General features: G+C 43.7%; 17 protein-coding genes. 4 read left to right on the top strand and 13 right to left on the bottom strand.

Annotated elements, in window-relative coordinates; genetic code table 11:
- The first annotated feature begins 327 nt into the window (after positions 1 to 327).
- Complete coding sequence (locus PGR74_RS11080) at positions 328 to 705, top strand: immunoglobulin domain-containing protein (RefSeq protein ID WP_041502399.1); 378 nt, start codon at positions 328 to 330, stop codon at positions 703 to 705.
- A gap of 69 nt (positions 706 to 774) precedes the next feature.
- A complete protein-coding gene (locus PGR74_RS11075; protein ID WP_041502400.1) occupies positions 775 to 1,164 on the top strand; it encodes an immunoglobulin domain-containing protein in 390 nt (129 codons plus the stop codon).
- A gap of 132 nt (positions 1,165 to 1,296) precedes the next feature.
- Here PGR74_RS11075 and PGR74_RS11070 read toward each other — a convergent pair whose 3' ends face one another.
- The 6 genes from PGR74_RS11070 to PGR74_RS11045 all read right to left on the bottom strand — a co-directional run bounded on the left by PGR74_RS11070 (position 1,297) and on the right by PGR74_RS11045 (position 9,666).
- The gene (locus PGR74_RS11070) at positions 1,297 to 4,680 is read right to left on the bottom strand and encodes an ABC transporter permease (protein ID WP_270517159.1); all 3,384 of its coding nucleotides are present in this window, start codon (positions 4,678 to 4,680) and stop codon (positions 1,297 to 1,299) included.
- Between the two features lie 513 nt (positions 4,681 to 5,193).
- The gene (ubiE, locus tag PGR74_RS11065; RefSeq protein WP_041502402.1) at positions 5,194 to 5,886 is read right to left on the bottom strand and encodes a bifunctional demethylmenaquinone methyltransferase/2-methoxy-6-polyprenyl-1,4-benzoquinol methylase UbiE; all 693 of its coding nucleotides are present in this window, start codon (positions 5,884 to 5,886) and stop codon (positions 5,194 to 5,196) included.
- A 72-nt stretch (positions 5,887 to 5,958) separates the two neighbouring features.
- Positions 5,959 to 6,687, bottom strand: coding sequence for a hypothetical protein (locus PGR74_RS11060; RefSeq protein ID WP_041502403.1), 729 nt, complete (start codon positions 6,685 to 6,687; stop codon positions 5,959 to 5,961).
- A 300-nt stretch (positions 6,688 to 6,987) separates the two neighbouring features.
- Complete coding sequence (locus PGR74_RS11055; protein WP_041502404.1) at positions 6,988 to 8,031, bottom strand: DUF2776 family protein; 1,044 nt, start codon at positions 8,029 to 8,031, stop codon at positions 6,988 to 6,990.
- A gap of 88 nt (positions 8,032 to 8,119) precedes the next feature.
- Entirely contained in the window at positions 8,120 to 9,112 is a 993-nt protein-coding gene (gene obgE, locus PGR74_RS11050; RefSeq protein WP_041502405.1) for a GTPase ObgE, read from the bottom strand.
- Positions 9,113 to 9,123: 11 nt separating this feature from the next.
- Entirely contained in the window at positions 9,124 to 9,666 is a 543-nt protein-coding gene (locus tag PGR74_RS11045; RefSeq protein WP_041502406.1) for a phosphoribosyltransferase, read from the bottom strand.
- 108 nt (positions 9,667 to 9,774) lie between these two features.
- On the opposite strand from PGR74_RS11045, the gene purE reads away from it, so the two are divergent.
- Together purE and PGR74_RS11035 are read left to right on the top strand one after the other, a co-directional pair.
- Positions 9,775 to 10,281: a 5-(carboxyamino)imidazole ribonucleotide mutase gene (purE, locus tag PGR74_RS11040; RefSeq protein ID WP_041502407.1), complete on the top strand. Its 507-nt coding sequence runs from the start codon at positions 9,775 to 9,777 to the stop codon at positions 10,279 to 10,281.
- Between the two features lie 276 nt (positions 10,282 to 10,557).
- Positions 10,558 to 12,621: a helix-hairpin-helix domain-containing protein gene (locus PGR74_RS11035; protein WP_041502408.1), complete on the top strand. Its 2,064-nt coding sequence runs from the start codon at positions 10,558 to 10,560 to the stop codon at positions 12,619 to 12,621.
- A 195-nt stretch (positions 12,622 to 12,816) separates the two neighbouring features.
- Here PGR74_RS11035 and hisIE read toward each other — a convergent pair whose 3' ends face one another.
- The 7 genes from hisIE to hisD are packed head-to-tail and all read right to left on the bottom strand — an operon-like array spanning position 12,817 to position 18,967.
- A complete protein-coding gene (hisIE, locus tag PGR74_RS11030; protein ID WP_041502409.1) occupies positions 12,817 to 13,428 on the bottom strand; it encodes a bifunctional phosphoribosyl-AMP cyclohydrolase/phosphoribosyl-ATP diphosphatase HisIE in 612 nt (203 codons plus the stop codon).
- 5 nt (positions 13,429 to 13,433) lie between these two features.
- Complete coding sequence (hisF, locus tag PGR74_RS11025) at positions 13,434 to 14,210, bottom strand: imidazole glycerol phosphate synthase subunit HisF (RefSeq protein WP_041502410.1); 777 nt, start codon at positions 14,208 to 14,210, stop codon at positions 13,434 to 13,436.
- An 11-nt stretch (positions 14,211 to 14,221) separates the two neighbouring features.
- Complete coding sequence (hisA, locus tag PGR74_RS11020) at positions 14,222 to 14,938, bottom strand: 1-(5-phosphoribosyl)-5-[(5-phosphoribosylamino)methylideneamino]imidazole-4-carboxamide isomerase (RefSeq protein ID WP_052634393.1); 717 nt, start codon at positions 14,936 to 14,938, stop codon at positions 14,222 to 14,224.
- A 2-nt stretch (positions 14,939 to 14,940) separates the two neighbouring features.
- The gene (gene hisH, locus PGR74_RS11015; RefSeq protein WP_041502412.1) at positions 14,941 to 15,519 is read right to left on the bottom strand and encodes an imidazole glycerol phosphate synthase subunit HisH; all 579 of its coding nucleotides are present in this window, start codon (positions 15,517 to 15,519) and stop codon (positions 14,941 to 14,943) included.
- Positions 15,520 to 15,530: 11 nt separating this feature from the next.
- Positions 15,531 to 16,625 (bottom strand): bifunctional histidinol-phosphatase/imidazoleglycerol-phosphate dehydratase HisB, encoded by a 1,095-nt coding sequence (gene hisB / locus PGR74_RS11010; protein ID WP_041502413.1) that lies wholly within the window; start codon positions 16,623 to 16,625, stop codon positions 15,531 to 15,533.
- Positions 16,622 to 17,677 carry a histidinol-phosphate transaminase gene (gene hisC / locus PGR74_RS11005; protein ID WP_041504770.1) on the bottom strand — a complete coding sequence of 352 codons (1,056 nt, stop codon included), beginning with the start codon at positions 17,675 to 17,677 and terminating at the stop codon, positions 16,622 to 16,624. The genes hisB and hisC overlap by 4 nt, the downstream gene beginning before the upstream one ends.
- Positions 17,678 to 17,680: 3 nt before the next feature.
- A complete protein-coding gene (gene hisD, locus PGR74_RS11000; RefSeq protein ID WP_041504769.1) occupies positions 17,681 to 18,967 on the bottom strand; it encodes a histidinol dehydrogenase in 1,287 nt (428 codons plus the stop codon).
- Positions 18,968 to 18,978: the final 11 nt, after the last annotated feature.

Below are 18,978 nucleotides of genomic sequence, written 5' to 3'. Positions count from 1 at the left end.
CCGACCCCCCCCGCGGAGGAGGCGGAGCCCGCTGCATGACCATGCCGGTCAACCGCGACAACGTCGAATGGTAAAAACACAAAAGAGAGCTCCCGCTCTCTTTTTTTATAACCCACAGGGAAGGGTACAATGTGCTATCAATCCAATATACACCTATCTTCTCGCAAATTTTAGATTTTCTCCATCAATTAGCTTATTTATTATTATTTTAATTTTATAAGTCTTATACTTATATATATTTAAATAAAATATCAAATAATATTTTTGATATATATAATTATTTTTAGTTAATTTGTTATTATTATATAACACATAAAATTTTTAATTATGAAAAAGAAAATTCTATTCATTATGATGTTCGTCATGACTCTCACGGGGAGTTATATTGGCACGACAAATGCAGCAAGTAGTTCAGGAGAAACAATGCCAGAATTTAGCTCCGTACCGCCACCCAGAAAATCTGCATCAACAGACCAAAACATTGAAATTGAGGCCAAAGCTGTAGGGACTCCAACTCCCGAAATTCGTTGGTATAAACATGGCCGCAGAATCGTCGAGAGCGATAAGTATTCCATATACTACAAAGATGGAAGATCTACATTAACGATAAAAAACGCAAAAATCAGCGACTCGGGTGTATACGAAGTGGTGGCAGAAAACGATTTAGGCAAAGTTAGTGCAACTTGCGAAATTCTTGTATTATAATTTTGAGTTGAATTTAGTCTTTATAAATCCATCCTATTTACTAAACTTGTAATATATAAATTTTTAACCATGAAAAAGAAGATTTTATTTATCATGACATTATTCATGGCGCTCACAGGAGGCTATATTTGCACGACAAATGCGACAAGTAATGCAGAAAATTCCATGCCGAAGTTTATCAAAAAACCATCCGACCAAACAGTACCGCAAGGCGGAACAATTAAGATTGAAGCTATCGTCAAAGGAACTCCAACTCCCGAAATTCGTTGGTATAAAGAAAACCGTAGAATATACAACAACGATAGAACAACGATAAAAAACGATACAACAACGGGTAAAGCAACGTTAACGATAGTAAAGGCAAAGCAAGAAGACAACGGAGTTTATGAAATAAAAGCAGAAAATATAATAGGCAGAGTAGATACGACTTGCACGGTACATGTATCAAAAAAACGATAAATTCATCTGGCTCGAAATCGAGTTCATGTCTTACCCATAGAAAAGAGTCTGTTTGACAAGCAGCCTCTTTTTCTTTGTCCCGACTCTATTTAATAGTATCAGCTATTAATCTAACCTTTAAATCCACTATCGTCAATCTATTTTCACCCATTTCACAGCATCGGCAGTCAATACTTTACCGGGCAAAATTCCCTTGTCTAAAAGCACCACTTTTACATTACCCAGAGAAAGTTTATATTTCCCAGAAATAATCCATCCGTTAAAAAAATCAGAGCCTTTCTCCTCTGTCGAATAATTCAATTTAGTCTCCTCTTCTCCCCCGACAGCCGGACGTAATTTAACCGTAAAATCGTACTCTCTTTTCGTCTCATCGGGAGGGATAAAAAATATTTTATCTTCCACACCATCATGAAAAAAAGAGTATTCAACCGGTGAATCTTTTTGAAATGACAAAGGACTTCCACTAGTGGGAACATGCTTGATAAACAGCTCGTATGTTCCGGCTTCCCCGATTGAAGCATTCCACTCCACCCGGGATTTACCGCTGCCCCCCGCTTTACTGTAAAAACTTTTCACCACATCACCGTAAGCGTAATCCGAAACAAATAGCGTCCACCGCCACTCGGATTGCTTCGGGGGATAAAGATTATACTTTTTATCCTTACCCGGTTTTTCAAAATATGAAGATCGTTCTTCTCGAATCACGAAACCCTCATCCTCGTTATCCACGATAATCTCATTCACGGGAGAAAAATAAGTCGTGTCGATCTCCCGGATCGTGTCTCGCTCCACCCAAGCCTTACCCGGGTTCCAAACAGAAAATTCTTCCGGGATATTTCTCGAGAAACCGGTACTGAGAAAAAAATAATTCGAATAACCTTTCAATTGAGCGGCCAGAGCGACCTCTTCACAAGCCCGGGGAGCTACCGCAACGTATCGCAACACGCCCTTTCGGGCAAGACCCGTTTGCATTATATATTGATAATCCACACGGACGAGACCTTCCACGTCACTCTTGTTCCAAATTTTGAAATAAATCGTCGCCTGCTTTTCATTCCGGTTCTCGTTAATCTCGATATCCCGGATAGCAAACGCCGGGACACCCTTGCCCGTGTACCAAACGCTCAACACGGGATAAACATCTATATTAAAGCGACTATTCAACTCGTCACAAAACACGTCAAAATCCACCTCCCGGTATTTATAGCGTTTCTCGAAATCATCGACAAACCGGATCAAGGAATCCCCCGTCAAATTCCGCAAACGATTCCACAAATCGACGCCCTTCACTCTCACGACATCTTTCATCCCGGGAATTTTCGCCCCCGACTGAAAAGCTTGCTCCAGGCTATTCCCGGAAAAATACTCGATAGCTTCCATGTCTCTTGCCACTTTGACCTCCGTAATACCCGTTATTTTATCCGGCTTCATCGCCTTAAAGATCGAGTTGATCATGGGATAACAGGAGGAACTCAACAACAGGGTCCCCTCTCTCCCGAGGAAGGAGCACTCGTACTTGTTCCAGGAATCTGCCGTGAGAGAACTACGATCCTTATCTTTTCTCACGAGAGGCAACCACGAGAAAAATTCCCGTACTGGCCCCGCTTTATAATGCATACTGAAATTATTTACAATGATATCGGCCTCAATGTCTGGCAACGGGGTATCTTTTATTCCTTTTGACCTTAAACGCGACTGTTCATTCCGTATCCTTCTTTGAATCACCTCCTCGCCACCTCCCAATTGACTTGTTCGCCGTTCCGGAACAAGAAAAAGTTCCGGGTGAATGTAATCAGTCCCTTCTCTCCACGGCCGAATAAACGTGCAAAAAGAGACGGGAACTTCCACGAGAGCGACCCTATCGCACGGGTAACCGTAATACGTGACAAATTGCCACTTGATCTTTTCAGCAGCTTGACTCTTTCCCTCCTCCGACGCCCAAAAGGCTCCTGAACAAGGAAACTCCCCACGAGGATAATAATACTCGCTTAAAAAATCTTGGGCTTGGAATTGTTCTTTATCCATATCACCCGCCACCAAACCGATCCCGAAAAGATTTCGCTCGTTATTGAAACAGGTCGTGTCGCCTTTCTCGGACATCTCCCCCTGCGAGAGCACCGTTTTCCTATCGGGATTTATCACGTTTAGCTTGTACAACGTGTAATCACGACGGGAGATCCACGGGAACCCCACGTTCACGACAGGGATCGTCGTGGGATACCAGAGCGACTCGGGGGTCAACAAGGCGAAATCATCCGTCAAAAAGAAAAAACGATGCCCAAGGCACAGCATGTTGTTAAAATCCATGGCGGTAAACTCCTTGTCATCGATTTCCGGATAACAAATATTCTCCTCGATCTTACCGGAATATTTCATCGCGACGAGCGAACGAGATCCCGGCTCCATCCTAAACGGTACCACGATCACCTGATCCTTCCGCTCGAAAGACAATTCCTTGCTATCAATTACTAAACTGGAAAGCTCCAAACCCGGATTAAGGTAAAACAATACCGTATCTACTACTGTCACGTTACGGTTCTCGATCAAGAGTTTACTATCCGACGATAAACGCTCTCCCTCCCGTCGAAACGTGATCTCGTGCTCCACCGTGTTCACTTTAGCGGCGTTATCGTACTCCCGGTAAATAGCCCGGTAGTGTTCCCGAAGCTCGCTTTGACACGTGAAAGGAAAAAGATAAATAAAACTCGTCACGATACCCGCCACAAAACAAAAGGTGATAATCAACCCGGCCCGTCTCCACCTCCCGGTTAATCGCTTAAAGCCGACAACGGAGAGAGCGAATAAGCCCAGGGCAATCCAGGTAAAGATCATACGCTGCAACAGGTAACTCCCTATCCCGGGATGACCCGCCAAGGGCGAGAAAATATTCGGCACCCGGGAAGCCGTGAAATCAAAAACACCGTGAGCGAGAAAAGGAAGCAAGGCTAACGATGCCCACAGGTAGAGTAACAACCCCAACAAAACAAAAATTGGCGAACGAACGAACATTTTCACGCAGACGACCAAGGCCGTGGTGAAAAGAATCGTCGGCAACGTCAGCGTGAGGAAATAAAACAGGTACAACAAGGGAGAAAAGACAGAGTCTGTCACGAAAACGTGAAGCATCCCGGTCAATACCATCAACACGACATTTAACATGATCAAAAGTTCCACGACGGCCAAGCCTTTCCCAAGCAGGTATTCCATGTTATCGACCGGGCGGGACAGCAACGCCTCGTTCGTGTTTTTCGACCGTTCGCGTTTAATAAAATCTCCCGCCACAAAAATGGCCCAAAAAGCCTGAAACACGCAGAAGAGGTAAGCGTTCGTGTAAGGGATGGCGGAAGGAATATCCGCCCGAAAAGCGTAGGAATCGACACGCCAGTAGCTATGAGCGAAAACGTGAAAACCCAAAATACCTCCCACTAACAAAAAAGCCAAAAGAATAAAAACGAAATTCCTTGTTATCATCTTTCGCTCGTAACCCGCAACTAAATTTATATTCCTAAAATTCATCTCCCGTCTATTGTTTAACAGTTAAATCTCATCTTATTGTTTTCAATATTTTAATAGAGCAACCACATTTTTATTCCTTCTATTAATAAAGAATACTAAAATATTAAAATCGTACCACAAGATAAGAATAAATAAATATAAAATATAAAACATATGTCATAAAAACATATTTTATAAACTACACTTAGGAAAACAAGTATTATGCGACGCTTTATACCCATCAATTGTAAATAAAAAGAACAAGGAATTCTAAAATTAAGTGATATCCTATTTACAATTTACACCTATCTATAAGTTACGATAACGATGGAAAAGCAATGTTAACGATAAACAATGTAGAAACAAGTGATTCAGAAACTTACCAAATAGTAACAGGAAACCCCGTAGGTAAAGACAACAAGAAATGCGAAATGGTTGTATCAATAATTCCATAAAACCATCTGACACAAAATCGAATTTATTTTTTATCTTTTACATCCATTCATCACGAAATCATTCCATCGTAAATTACTCTTATTTTTCCCCCACGTAGAGAGAGGCGATACCGAAAGTCAGCCGACACTGAGTGACCTGTCGATAACCGCATGAACGCATAATCTTCAAAAATGCTTCCCCTTGAGGAAAAGCAAAAACGGAAGTCGGCAAATACTCGTAGGCCTTTCGATTCCCGGAAACGATGCCTCCGATCCAAGGAAGTACTCTTTTAAAATAGAAACGATACAACTGCTTCATGGGAAAACGCTCCGGTGTTGAAAATTCCAATATCACCACCTTTCCTCCCGGCTTTAATACTCGGTACATCTCCGTCAGTCCCTTTTCCAAATGTTCGAAATTCCGCACTCCGAAAGCCACGGTTACCGCATCGAAGGTATTATCCGGGAACTCCAAGTTCTCGCTATCCCCGTAACGGAAGTCCAATTGCTCCGTCAATTTCCGTTCCTTTGCCTTCTCCCGGGCAACAGTCAACATATTTTCCGAGATATCGGCTCCAATCACCTTCTTTACCCCGTGTTTCAAGGCCTCCATCGAAAAGTCGCCCGTCCCGCAAGCCACGTCCAAAACAATGTCCTTACATCCCGCTCCGACCACCTTCATTGCTTTTTTCCGCCACCTTTTATCAATCCCCATCGATAAAAGATGATTCAGCAAATCGTATTTCGGCGCAATTCCGTTGAACATCTCCTGTACCCTCTCTTTTTTCGCCATCTTCTTTTATTTAGTTTCAACAGAGCAAAAATACAAATTTAAACGAGATTTGAATCACACCAACCCTCTCCGTTATTTATTTTGAGGTTTTAATACAAATTGGAGTCGATCCTGCAACTGTACTTGTTGAATAAATAACTGAAAACTCTCGTAAGCCTCTTTCGGGTAAACTCCGGCATTCAACACAAAATTTCTTTTCAAATAAAGATTGTCTTTAAAACATGATATCTCCGTAGAGTACTCCCCATAAGGGCTATACAAAAAAACCGGAGAAATTCCCATCTCCACGACATAACCTTCCGGTATACGCACGGAAATCGTATCTTTTTGAGCAACCGGATAACGCACCTCCTCTTCTCCGGGAGACAAACGAAGATTCTTTATCCCGGAAAAAGAAAAAGGAGAAAAGAAAAGCCGATCTCCAATTTTACGACAAAAACCACTTAGAGTTCCTTTTATCTCATAACCGATCTCCTGTACTTCGTCCCCCTCCGATTCGAAAAACCGAAAATTCTTCAATTCCAATTTTCCACACGCCACGTGATCCAATATCCATTTGTGTCTTTCACTCTCCGACTTTTTCATCTCCAAAAGCAAACTATCCTGTTCCGCCTTTAGTCGCGGAAATACCCATTTTATATCCAACCCGACCTTACCGCTCGAATCAATATCCATATTAACCCGCACCTTTTGAATGTTCTCACTCCCGGAAAACTTCTGCGCACAATACAATTCGTCTTCTTCCTGAGCAAAAATAAAACCGAACCAAAAAATAAAACCAACAGTCAATAACCACTTCATACTTTTTTTTCTTTAACCTGAAATTACTTCGATAAACCCGAACAACGATTCAAAAATATTCAAATCGAAATAAAAATCACAAGCAGAAATTTCCAACTCTTTTTTACTGAAGGTTAGAACTTCCTTTGTCCATACTTATTCTTTTGATCTTACTTTGGGATAAAGGTATCATTCTGTTTTTAATTTGTAAATTCTTTCATAAAAAAATGTATCCCGTTCCTGTCAAAATATTTTCCATAAAAAAAAGGCAACTGAAAATTAATTTTCAATTGCCTATATATCAAATTGTACATTTACATTTTACTTCCCGGAAGTTCCGCTCTCCAAAATACTGACGATGGAGAATAACGAGAAGCAGATTCCCCCTAATCCGACAAGCACGCGGGCAGGAACAAAAAACGCCCCATCCAACATAGCCTCTTCAAATAGAAAAGCTCCTAAGAACAAGCAAAGCAAAGCCGTTATAACGGGGATTAAAGGAATACGATTTGCCAACTTAAACTCCTGTTTCCATACCTTAGCCAATAAAAGGATCTTACTGGAAATACTGAAACAAACCAACCCCAAACCGATCAAAATAAAACCGGTCGTATTCACCGGAGCTGAAGCGGCAAACAACTCGACCAATCCCCATACCACACAAACACTACCCATGAAAAAAACCAACATAGGCCAGTATTTGCGATCCCGGTCGGTATAGTCATTTCGTATCTGCCGGGCAATACTCGCCACCAAACCGATCAAACTGGTACAAATACAAGCAAGGCCCCCCATAACGCTACCCGCAACAAAAGAATTCGAATCCGAAGAATCGGATAACAGGACAATAGCCCACACCCAAGCTACGGCCGAAAACAAAATAACCAGGGCAATCAAAACACTTTCCGTTTTCGCCGAAAATCCTTGAATATTAATTTTATTACCGGGAGTATGGGAATTCGTGGGAATAAGTGCAAACTCGGTGGAAGAAGTCGCCGCGGTAGAGATACAGGCGGATATCAATCCCACCCCGCAAATCACATGACCGGAAACAAACAATTCCGGCATATCGTGTGCACTGAATATCCATATGCCGAAAGCGATCGTACCGAATGCCAGCAAATAAGCGAACCCCGGCAATACATATTTAAAAACAGGTTTATACGTGTGGATCAATTGTCGAATGATTGTCGCCGCAGTTGCGAATAACGCCATACAAATCACTCCCAACGAAAAAACGACCGGTCCCGCAACAAATCGAGCCGTATCGCTTCCGTAATAAAAAATATAACCTCCCAGGAAAAAACATATTAATGCCATAAACACGGGAATTCCTCTGAACAAAATACTAATGCCGTAATTCATATCCAATTCTTTTAAAATTCAATGAATATACGAGGTCATATCTCCCCTATGTTCCTGATTTTTTCGTAAATTTCCCTAAATTAAGCCTTTATTCTTCATTCAATACCTTCCAAAGCAGATCTTTAAGCTCTGTAATTCCCTGCCCGGTGACGGAAGAGATAAAAACATAGGGGATATCCGGTAAATCCGTCTCCATCTCCGCTATCAACTCCTTATCCGCGTAATCCGATTTGGTAATGGCCAACACGCGTCTTTTATCCAATAGCTCAGGGTTATACTGTTTCAATTCATTAAGCAAAACATTATACTCGTTATGAATATTAGGACTATCGGAGGGAACCATAAACAGCAGAACGGAATTTCGTTCGATATGACGTAAAAAACGAATTCCCAACCCTTTTCCCAAATGGGCCCCCTCTATAATTCCGGGAATATCCGCCATCACGAAAGAGCGATCATCCCGATACTTCACAATCCCCAGATTAGGTACCAAAGTAGTAAAAGGATAATTAGCGATTTCAGGCTTTGCCGCCGAAACCACCGATAATAAGGTCGACTTTCCGGCATTCGGAAAACCGACCAATCCTACATCCGCCAAAACCTTCAGCTCCATGATAACCGTCCGTTCGACGCGAGGTTCTCCCGGTTGGGCAAAACGCGGAGTCTGATTCGTGGCCGAACGGAAATTCCAGTTTCCTAATCCGCCGCGGCCGCCGGCAACAACGATACATTTCTGCCCCTCTTCCGTAATTTCACAGATCAATTCACCCGTATCCGCATCCCGTGCCACCGTTCCCAACGGCACGTCAATGACGACATCATTTCCGTTCGCCCCGGTACTCCGACACTCGCTACCGCTCTTCCCATCCTCGGCAAAAATATGCCGCTGGTATTTTAAATGGATCAACGTCCAATAGTTTCGATTGCCTCTTAATATCACATGCCCCCCCCGGCCGCCGTCTCCCCCGTCAGGTCCACCCTTGGCCGTCATCTTATCCCGGTGAAGATGGGTTGAACCGGGACCTCCTGCCCCGCTGCGACAATATATCTTTACATAATCAACAAAATTGGTTGCTGCCATTATAATCAGTTTTAATCTTTACACAACGTATACAAGTCCGGGAGGTTACGCCCTAAACCGTCGTAATCCAACCCTCTCCCCACGACAAAATCATTTTCCAAGGCAAAGCAATGGTAATCGACAGTCAATTCATGCACCAAAGCCTTAGGCTTATAAAACATCGCTACAATCTTGATCTGTTTGGGACTCTTCTTCAATAACATCTCCTTCAGATGTACCATGGACTTACCCGAATCGACCATATCCTCTACGATCACAAGCGTACGTCCCGTTATATCTTCATTCAACCCGATCAACTCCTTTACCCGACCGGTAGAAGAAGTTCCGGCATAAGAAGCGATCTTCACAAAACTGACCTCCGTTCCCTCCAAGGTGATGCATTTCAACAAATCGGAAGTAAACATGAATGCCCCGTTCAATATGCTTAAAAACAACGGACGTTCCCCCTGCAAATCACGGTTAATCTCTCCTGCAACCCGTTCGATCTCCCTATCAATCGCAGCCGCCTCAATAGAAACTTGAAATTCCTTATCGTGCAATCTGACTTTTTTCATTCCTGTTTAATTTAATCCATTGAAGATCGGGCCAATTCGTCCCGAATTCGTTTTTTTTTATTTACTTTGCGCAAAAGTACAATTTTGAATTTAAAATCCCGTAAAAATATGAACCCAAAAGTAAGTATTATTATGGGCAGTACCTCGGACCTGCCCGTTATGGAAAAGGCTGCAAAAGTATTGAACGACTTTTGTATTCCTTTCGAGATAAATGCCTTATCGGCCCACCGCACACCTGCAGAAGTAGAAGAGTTCGCAAAGAATGCAGGGAAACGAGGCATCGAGGTGATTATTGCCGGAGCCGGAATGGCCGCCCACCTTCCCGGTGTCATAGCCGCAATGACCCCCCTACCCGTTATCGGAGTTCCCATTAACGCTTCTCTCGACGGCATGGATGCCCTGTTAGCCATCGCCCAGATGCCCCCGGGAATCCCCGTGGCAACAACAGCCATCAACGGTGCCATGAATGCCGGAATTTTAGCCGCACAAATTTTAGCGGTCGGAGATGCCGAACTAAAAAACAAAATCGTGGAGTTCAAAGAATCACTTAAAAAGAAGATTGTCGATGCCAACAAAGAGTTGGCACAAGTAAAATACGACTATAAAACCAACTAAAAATAAATCCGGTTTAAAATAAACCGGATTTATTTTTACAGAGAGTTGGTTCCGTCCCGACTTTTTCCCGGGATTACCGTTATCCCGCCATAAATTGACCCGTAGCCCCGATTTGTTTTAAAAACAACCCGTCACATTCATCCAAAAATATACCATTTAACACCACATACGGAATACACGTATTCCATTTTTCCATAACTTTGAAAAAAGAATAGCTCCCGTGTGTCTGTTCACACACTCTTTTACGATTAAGACCTCATTTACAATTGGTATATCATGAAACGAGTACTCCTCCTCATCGGTCTGTTTCTCCTTCCATGTTGGGACTGTTTTGCCCAAGAGACATCCGATATAGAGAAACTTCTGGAAGAGAACGGCATTCTCGATTCAGAGGAAAACTACGAAGAGATGCTTACCACCCTGTTCTATCTTCGACAACATCCCCTCGATATAAATACGGTCGGATTCGATAGCCTGAAAATGTTATTTTTCCTCTCGGATAGTCAAATCGACCAAATCCTAATTTTCCGAAACAAAATAGGAGCCTTCAAGCATCCGAATGAACTCCTGTTAATTACCGGCATTGGAAAAAGGGATCTGACCAATATTCTCCCCTTTATTCGAATCGGTACATCTGCCACGACACCCGCTTTCAAGAAAAAAACTCGCGTTAAACAAGAATTATTAGCCAGACTCAAAACAACATACCCCACACAAACAGGTTACCGAAAATATACGCGGGAGGCTTTCCTCAAAGAGAAAGACTTAAAAAAAACTCAGGAAAAACAATTCCGGGGGCCACCGTTCGGAACCCTGTTAAAATACAAAATAGGAAACCGTTCCCGTTGGGCAGGAGGTCTTACGCTCGAGAACGACCCGGGAGAAAGCTACTTCACGAGATATCAAAAAAGCGGTTTCGACTTTTTATCCGCACATTTGATGTTAACCAACAAACATTGGCTTCAAAAAATCATTATCGGGGATTACAAATTACAATGGGGACAAGGTCTGGTCGCCTGGCACGGATTCTCCGTCGGAAAGTCCGGAGCCTCTCTGAACAACGAAAAATCAGGAAACGGTATCGCCCCCTATACCTCTACCGATGAGAATCATTTTCTGAGAGGAATAGGCATATACATGACCCCGCACAAAAACATCAAAACCATTCTGTTCGTTTCTTACAAAAAAAAGGACGGAAATATTATCAACCGGGACAGCCTTGATGCGGAAGAACTGGAAACAGCCTCTCTCTATCAAAGCGGCTATCATAGAAACCTATCCGAGTGTAAAAAAAAGCACACCTTAAAAGAGTTCACGACCGGAGGTTCCTTTAACCTGAATCATCAACGTTTTCGAATCGGCATCCACGCCTTATATTACGACTTCACCCCACAACTATCCGTTGGAAACCGCACATACCAACGTTATAACGATACCGGCAACAAACGATTTCTAAGCAGTCTGGACTACAAAACAGGTTTTCGAAGCTTTTACCTTTTCGGAGAGTTTGCTCTAAGCGATAAGGGCGCCATCGGAACCATTCACGGACTACGTTACAGCGGATTTTCCAAAGCCTCCGCCTGCATCATATACCGCCATTACGACAAGAATTACCGTTCCCATTATAACCAGGGATTTGCCGAATACTCCAACACCTCCAATGAAGAAGGAATCTATATCGGCATAGAAAGCTCTCCCGTGAAAAACCTGAAAATAAATCTCTATTACGACTGGTTTCGCTTTTTTGCCCCCCGCTATCAGGCCACGATTCCCGGTTCCGGTCAAGAAATAGTATGCGACCTCACCTATTATTATCGCAAATGGGAATGCTATTTCCGCGTTAAACACGAATCCAAGCCCGAAAATCCGGTAAGACAAACATTAGCCCGTGTTCAACGGCAGAGAAACGAGCTCAGATTCCAATTTTCCAACAAAAGCCTATCTTTTCTCGAATTTCGTAGTCGTCTGGACTATATTCATTATCAAAAAGATACACGAAAAGAGGAAGGAGTACTTATCTATCAAGACTTTATATTCTCCATCCGTAAGCAAAACGTCAAAACCCAATTCCGTATAGCCTATTTCAACACGGACGGATACCATTCCCGGATCTATGCCTATGAACATAACGTATTGTACGGCTACTCCTTTCCGGCCTATCAGGACAAAGGCATTCGCTCCTATCTGAACCTGAACTGGAAAGCTCTCCGATCGATTACTTTTTACTTGAAAGCAGGAATGGTATACTATCCCGCAAAAGAATACCTCAGTTCCTCTCTCACCCGAGTCAATGATAATAAGCTATTCGACCTCTCCTTCCAAATACGCATCTCCATTTAAAGATTCTGAGATTGAGAGATTGAGGGATTGAGGGATTGGGAGATTGAGGGATTAAAATAGATTGCAAATGGTAAATTAAAAAGCCGTGTTCAATTCACAATCTGCAATCAAAATGAATGCGTGGATTAGGAGATTGAAAGATTAGGTGATTCAAATCTAATCTTTCAATCACAGAATCACCAAATCACTAAATCACTAAATCCTATTACATCTATGTCTTTCTTTCAACACGTTTATCACATCTTCCAACTCATATCCCTTTGCCATCAACAGAACCAAATAATGATACAGCAAATCGGCCGCTTCATTTAAAAACAATTCCCGATTTTCGTCTTTTGCCTCTATAACCAGCTCCACAGCCTCTTCTCCCACCTTCTGGGCCACCTTATTTATTCCCTTTGAAATCAATTTTGCCGTATAAGAATCCTCGGGAGAATCATTCTTACGTTTTTGCAAAAAATGTTCCAGGTATAATAAAAAATTATCCGAACCGTTCTCCTCACCCCAACAAGTATCTTGTCCCGTATGACAAGTCGGACCCTCCGGTTTCACTTTTACCAATAATGAATCCCCGTCACAATCCACAAGTATATCCCGTAAGTACAAAAAATGCCCGCTCTCCTCACCTTTCGTCCACAAACATTGCCGGGAACGACTGAAAAAACACACTTTCCCGGTCTCCAACGACCGCCTGACAGAGATTTCATCCATATACCCCTGCATCAAAACGACACGGGTATTCACATCCTGAATAATAGCCGGAATCAAACCGGACTTATCAAATTTTAAACGACCGATATCTAACATAACATTTATATCTTATTGAATAATACATTTCTTACCTCGACTCCTTTCGTTGCCAAATAGGATTTCAATCCCGGAATTTTAATCCTTCCGTCATGAAAAACACCTGCCGCCAAAGCCGCATCCGCCTCTCCTCTCGTGAAAACATCATAAAAATCCTCGTACTTCCCGGCCCCACCGGAAGCAATAATCGGTATGGTCAACTCGTTAGCCAAGGCAGCTATCGTATCACAAGCAAACCCCCGACAGGTTCCGTCATGATCCATGGAAGTAAACAAAAGTTCTCCAGCCCCTAAATCAGCCGCTTCCCGTGCCCATTCCCGCAAAATCAAAGACGTTTCCCGATTCCCTCCATGACTAAATACCCTCCATTCTCCCTCTCTTACAGAGGCATCAATAGCAATGACAACGCATTGTTTCCCGAAATTAGTTGCAAGCCGACGAATCAAGCCGGGATCCCCGATTGCCGCCGAATTAATAGAAACCTTATCGGCTCCGCATTTTAATAAAACTTCAACATCCCGTTCCGAGGCAATGCCGCCTCCCACGGTAAAAGGAATACTTATTGCTTCCGCAACCTCCTTCACCCACTCTGACACCGTTCCTCTCCGGTCAGTACTGGCCGCAATATCCAAAAACACCAATTCATCTGCTCCCCAATCAGAATAAAAAAGAGCCAGATCCACCGGACTTCCGACATTTTTCAAATTCTGAAAACAAACCCCTTTTACGACACATCCCGCCTTTACATCCAAGCAAGGAATAATTCTTTTTGCTAATCCCATACCAAGTCTTGTTATAATTTCATCCGTACCATCTCTTCCCAAGTCAACCGTCCCTCGTAAAAAGCTTTCCCGATAACAACCGAAGTTATCCCTAAACGAAATAAAGCCGTTACATCTTCGCCCGAACTTATACCCCCCGAAGCGATTAAATTTATTCCCGGATACTTCGTCCGCAACTTACCGTACAACTCTAACGAAGGCCCGGAAAACATTCCGTCCCGTTCAATATCGGTACACATCAGGTTCCTCAACACGCCATCGTATTGTTCGATCAGGTCATAAATCGTTTTATCCGACCTACGTTGCCAACCGTTGATACAGACCTGTTCTTTCCGGACATCCGCTGCAATTATAATTCGATCGGTCCCGTACTTCGTGATCCAACACCTAACCTCCTTCGGATTTGTTTGAGCCATACTCCCGATGGTTACCCACCGGGCCCCCGCATCCAAAATCCGTTGTACCTCTTCTCCGGTTTTTATTCCCCCGCTGAAATCCACTTGTAAACGGGTCGAAGAACAAATCTTCCTCAATAAATCGAGATGTACGATTTTTCCTCTCCGGGCTCCATCCAAATCTACCAGATGAAGCCTCCGGACTCCTGCCTTTTCAAAACAAAAGGCCATATCAACCGGATCCCCGGTATAAACACAACACCTATCGTAATCTCCCTGACTTAAGCGAACACATCGTCCACCCATAAGATCTATTGCCGGTATAATCTCCATATTCAAAACATTAAAAAGTTACGTAAAATCATTTCTCCCATGGCGGAAGACTTTTCCGGGTGAAATTGACACCCCCAGAAATTCTCTTTCCGAACGGCTGCACAAAACTCTCCCCCGTAATCACAACCGGCAATCTGATACTCGTTACAAGGAAGATAATAGGAATGAACAAAATAGCTCCACTCCATTTCCCTTACCCGTCGAAACAGGTCGGAATGCAAACCGTATATTCGATTCCAACCCATATGAGGAATCTTTTTTCCGTTCTTCATCTGTTTCACCTCCAACGGGAATATACCCAACCCCGTGGTATCTCCCTCTTCCGAGAAAGTACACATCAACTGCATTCCCAGGCAAATACCCAAAACCGGTACTTTCAGTCCCGGAAGAATCTTATCCAATCCCTTTTCCCGCAATTGCTCCATAGCAGTAGCAGCCTGTCCTACTCCGGGAAAAATAACCCGCTCAGCTCGACAGACGACCTCTGGATCCGAAGAAACAACGACCTCTTCACCCAAGCGCCGAAGAGCAGTCTGCACGGAAAAAACATTTCCCGCTCCATAATCGATAATTGTCACCATACCTCTATCCGTTAAAGTTGTCCTTTAGAAGAGGGTATACTGGTTCCCGTCACTTTTATCGCCGTATTGATACAGCGCCCAAAAGCTTTGAATATGGCTTCAATCAAGTGATGGGTATTCTCCCCTTTAGCCACCACATGCAGATTACATCCGGCTTCCCTACAAAAAGACTCGAAAAAATGCCGGGTCATCTCGGTTGGGAACTCCCCCACGTATTCTCGTTCGAACCGGACTTCCCAAACCAGATATCCCCTCCCGCTGAAATCAAGTAATACTTCGGCACGGGAGTCGTCCATCGGCAAAGCAAAACCGTAACGCTCTATGCCTTTTTTACTTCCTAAGGCCACCGCAAAGCACCGCCCTAAAAGAATAGCCGTATCTTCGATGGTATGATGCTCATCCACCTCCCGATCACCATTCGCCACGACAATCAAATCAACTCCTCCATGACGAGCTACCTGTTCCAGCATATGATCGAAGAAGCCTATGCCCGTACGGATATCACTCTCTCCAGCTCCGTCCAAGACTAACGTTACCCGAACTTCCGTCTCGGAAGTCTCACGGGATAAACTTACCCGACGGGAACAGGATTTCAGATAACGATATACCTTCTCCCAGGAAGAACAAACTATTGCTTCCGGACACCCTTCCGCTTTCTTTTCCCCGAACAAGATTCCCTTTAGTCCCATATTCGACGCCAGCTCCATATCGGTCAAACGATCCCCGATCACATAAGAGTTCTCCCGGTCCAACCATTCGTCGATATACTTCTTCACCATACCGGTTCCGGGTTTCCGACAAGGAGAATTCTCTTCCGGGAAACTACCGTCTATCAGCACCTCGTCAAAAACAATCCCTTCACCCGCCAAAACTTTTAACATAAAATCGTGCGGAGGCATAAAAACGGTCAAAGGAAAAGCAGTCGTTCCCAAACCATCCTGATTACTAACCATCACCAGGCGATAGTCCGTTTCTTCTGTTATTTTCCGCAGAGCGCCGATAACTCCCGGCTTAAAGCGCAATTTATCCATTCGATCCACCTGAAAATCACCCGGAGGTTCTTCTATGATCGTTCCGTCCCGATCAATAAATAATATTTTTTTCATAAATAACCCTGTTTTAAATACCTGTCTTCCAATTCAGACAACACATCCATAAAAAAATCATTTTCGCGCGAGGTCCCGACCGAGATACGTAGTCCGTTCTCTATTCGAGGAGGCATCCGCCGGACCCTGACCACGATTCCCCGTTTCAGTAGCTCCAGATACAAACATTCATATTCTTTGCTACATACTAAAATAAAATTAGCTTCCGAAGGGAAAACCCGGTCAAAAAGGGCATTCCGTTTCAGGTAATCATAAAGCCTCTCCCTTTCCCGTTTTATTTCATCTAAACACCTTTGAAAGAATTCCGTATTTTCCAACATTCGTAAAGCTTCCGTTTGCACCAAAGAGCCTACATTATAAGGCAATCTTACCCGATTCAAATAACGGGTTAACCCGGGATGCGCCGCAAGTAACCCCACGCGCAAGCCGGCCATTCCCCAAGCCTTGGATAACGTTTGCAAAACAACTACATTAGGATAATCCCACAATCGATCTATCATCGATTTTTGATCTGCAAAATCAATATAAGCCTCATCGACCACAACCAATCCGGAATACTTTTTTGCGACCTCCAATATCCGCTCGACAGGCAAAACATTTCCTACCGGATTATTCGGATTACAGAAAAAGATGATTTTACTCCTACTGTCCATACAGGACTCCACCCTATCCCATTCAGGCATAAACGCCTCATCCAACCTCAATTTCAAAACCTCTATCCCGTTGATCCGGGCACAAACCTCATACATAGAGTACCCCGGATCAAAAAGGATTACCCGATCTCTCCCCGGTTCGCAAACTGTCCGGATCAACAAATCGATCAGTTCGTCACTACCGTTCCCCAAGACCAACTGATCCGTAGAAACCCGCTTCAGATCTGCCAAGCGTTTCTTCAATTTCTGTTGAAAAGGGTCCGGATAACGATTAACCCCCGTCTCAAAAGGATTCTCGTTCGCATCCAAAAACAGGATTTGTTCGCCGGCGAATTCCGCACGAGCGCACGAGTAGGCTTCCAACTCTTTTATACAGCCACGAATAATACTTTCAAACATATTCTACTCTTTTTCAGCATTCATTCGTACGGTTATCGCGTTCCGGTGTCCCCAAAGTCGCTCGTACTCCGCCATGATCTCGATCGTTTCGCCCAACACGGACAAACCTTCGGAAGATATTTCCTGAAACGTGATTTTTTTCATAAAAGAATCCAGATTCACCCCACTGTACACCCGGGCAAACCCGTTAGTCGGCAAGGTATGATTCGTACCCGATACATAATCACCCGCACTTTCGGGAGAATAATTTCCTAAAAAAACAGAACCTGCACTTTTGATCTCCGCGAGCCAACGTCCATAATCCCGAACACAAAGCATTAAATGTTCGGGAGCATACCAATTGGCCAACTCCATACATTCCCGTATCGTCTCCAACACGATGCATTTCGAGTTCTCCAACGCCCTTGTTGCCAAATTCTTCCGGGGAAGTTCTTCCAATTGTCGTTTTAGTTCGACCTCAACCTTTTTCGATAAATCTTCACGGTCAGTAAGGAGAAACACTTGACTATCCGGCCCGTGTTCAGCTTGAGATAATAAATCGGCCGCAATAAAGCCGGGCCGGGCAGAATCATCCGCAACAATCATCAATTCCGAAGGTCCGGCAGGTATATCTATCGCTACGCCATAACGCCCGGAACGTAATTTGGCCGCAGTCACGAACCGGTTCCCCGGACCAAAGATCTTATCGACCCGTCCGATCGAAGAAGTTCCTATTGTCATGGCCGCTATCGCCTGAATTCCTCCCACCTTATATACCTTCTTCACCCCGCACAAGGCAGCCGTCCATAACACGACAGGATTTACGTTACCATCGGCAGACGGCGGAGTACAAAGGATAACCTCCTCACACCCGGCCAACCGCGCAGGTACAGCCAGCATCAGGACGGTAGAAAATAAAGGAGCGCTCCCCCCGGGAATATACAACCCGACCCGTTGTATGGCTCTTGCTTCCTGCCAGCAGCAAAAGCCCCGTTCATCCTTGACTTCGACTTTCAACGGTTTTTGCAAAGCATGGAAACGATAAATATTTTCCTTTGCTTCCCGAATAGCTACTTTCAATTTTTCGTTTACCGACTCATTCGCCTCATCAAACTCTTTTTCCGTAACCTCAAAATCATCCAGTTTTACCCGATCAAAATACCGGGTATATTTTTTTAACGCCTCGTCTCCATTTCGCTTTACTTCCTCAAAAACAAGATCACACACCTTTTCCAAATCAACCGTCTGATCCGATGGACGCTTTAACAACTCCTTCCATTCTTCTTTTGTAGGATATACTATCTTTTCCATATCTATATCAT

Source organism: Sanguibacteroides sp. AM78-02pH3A (genome assembly GCF_027666085.1).
GTDB lineage: Bacteria > Bacteroidota > Bacteroidia > Bacteroidales > Marinifilaceae > Gabonibacter > Gabonibacter massiliensis.
Note: the sequence above shows the minus strand (reverse complement) of the source record. Positions and strands in the feature narration are given on the sequence as shown.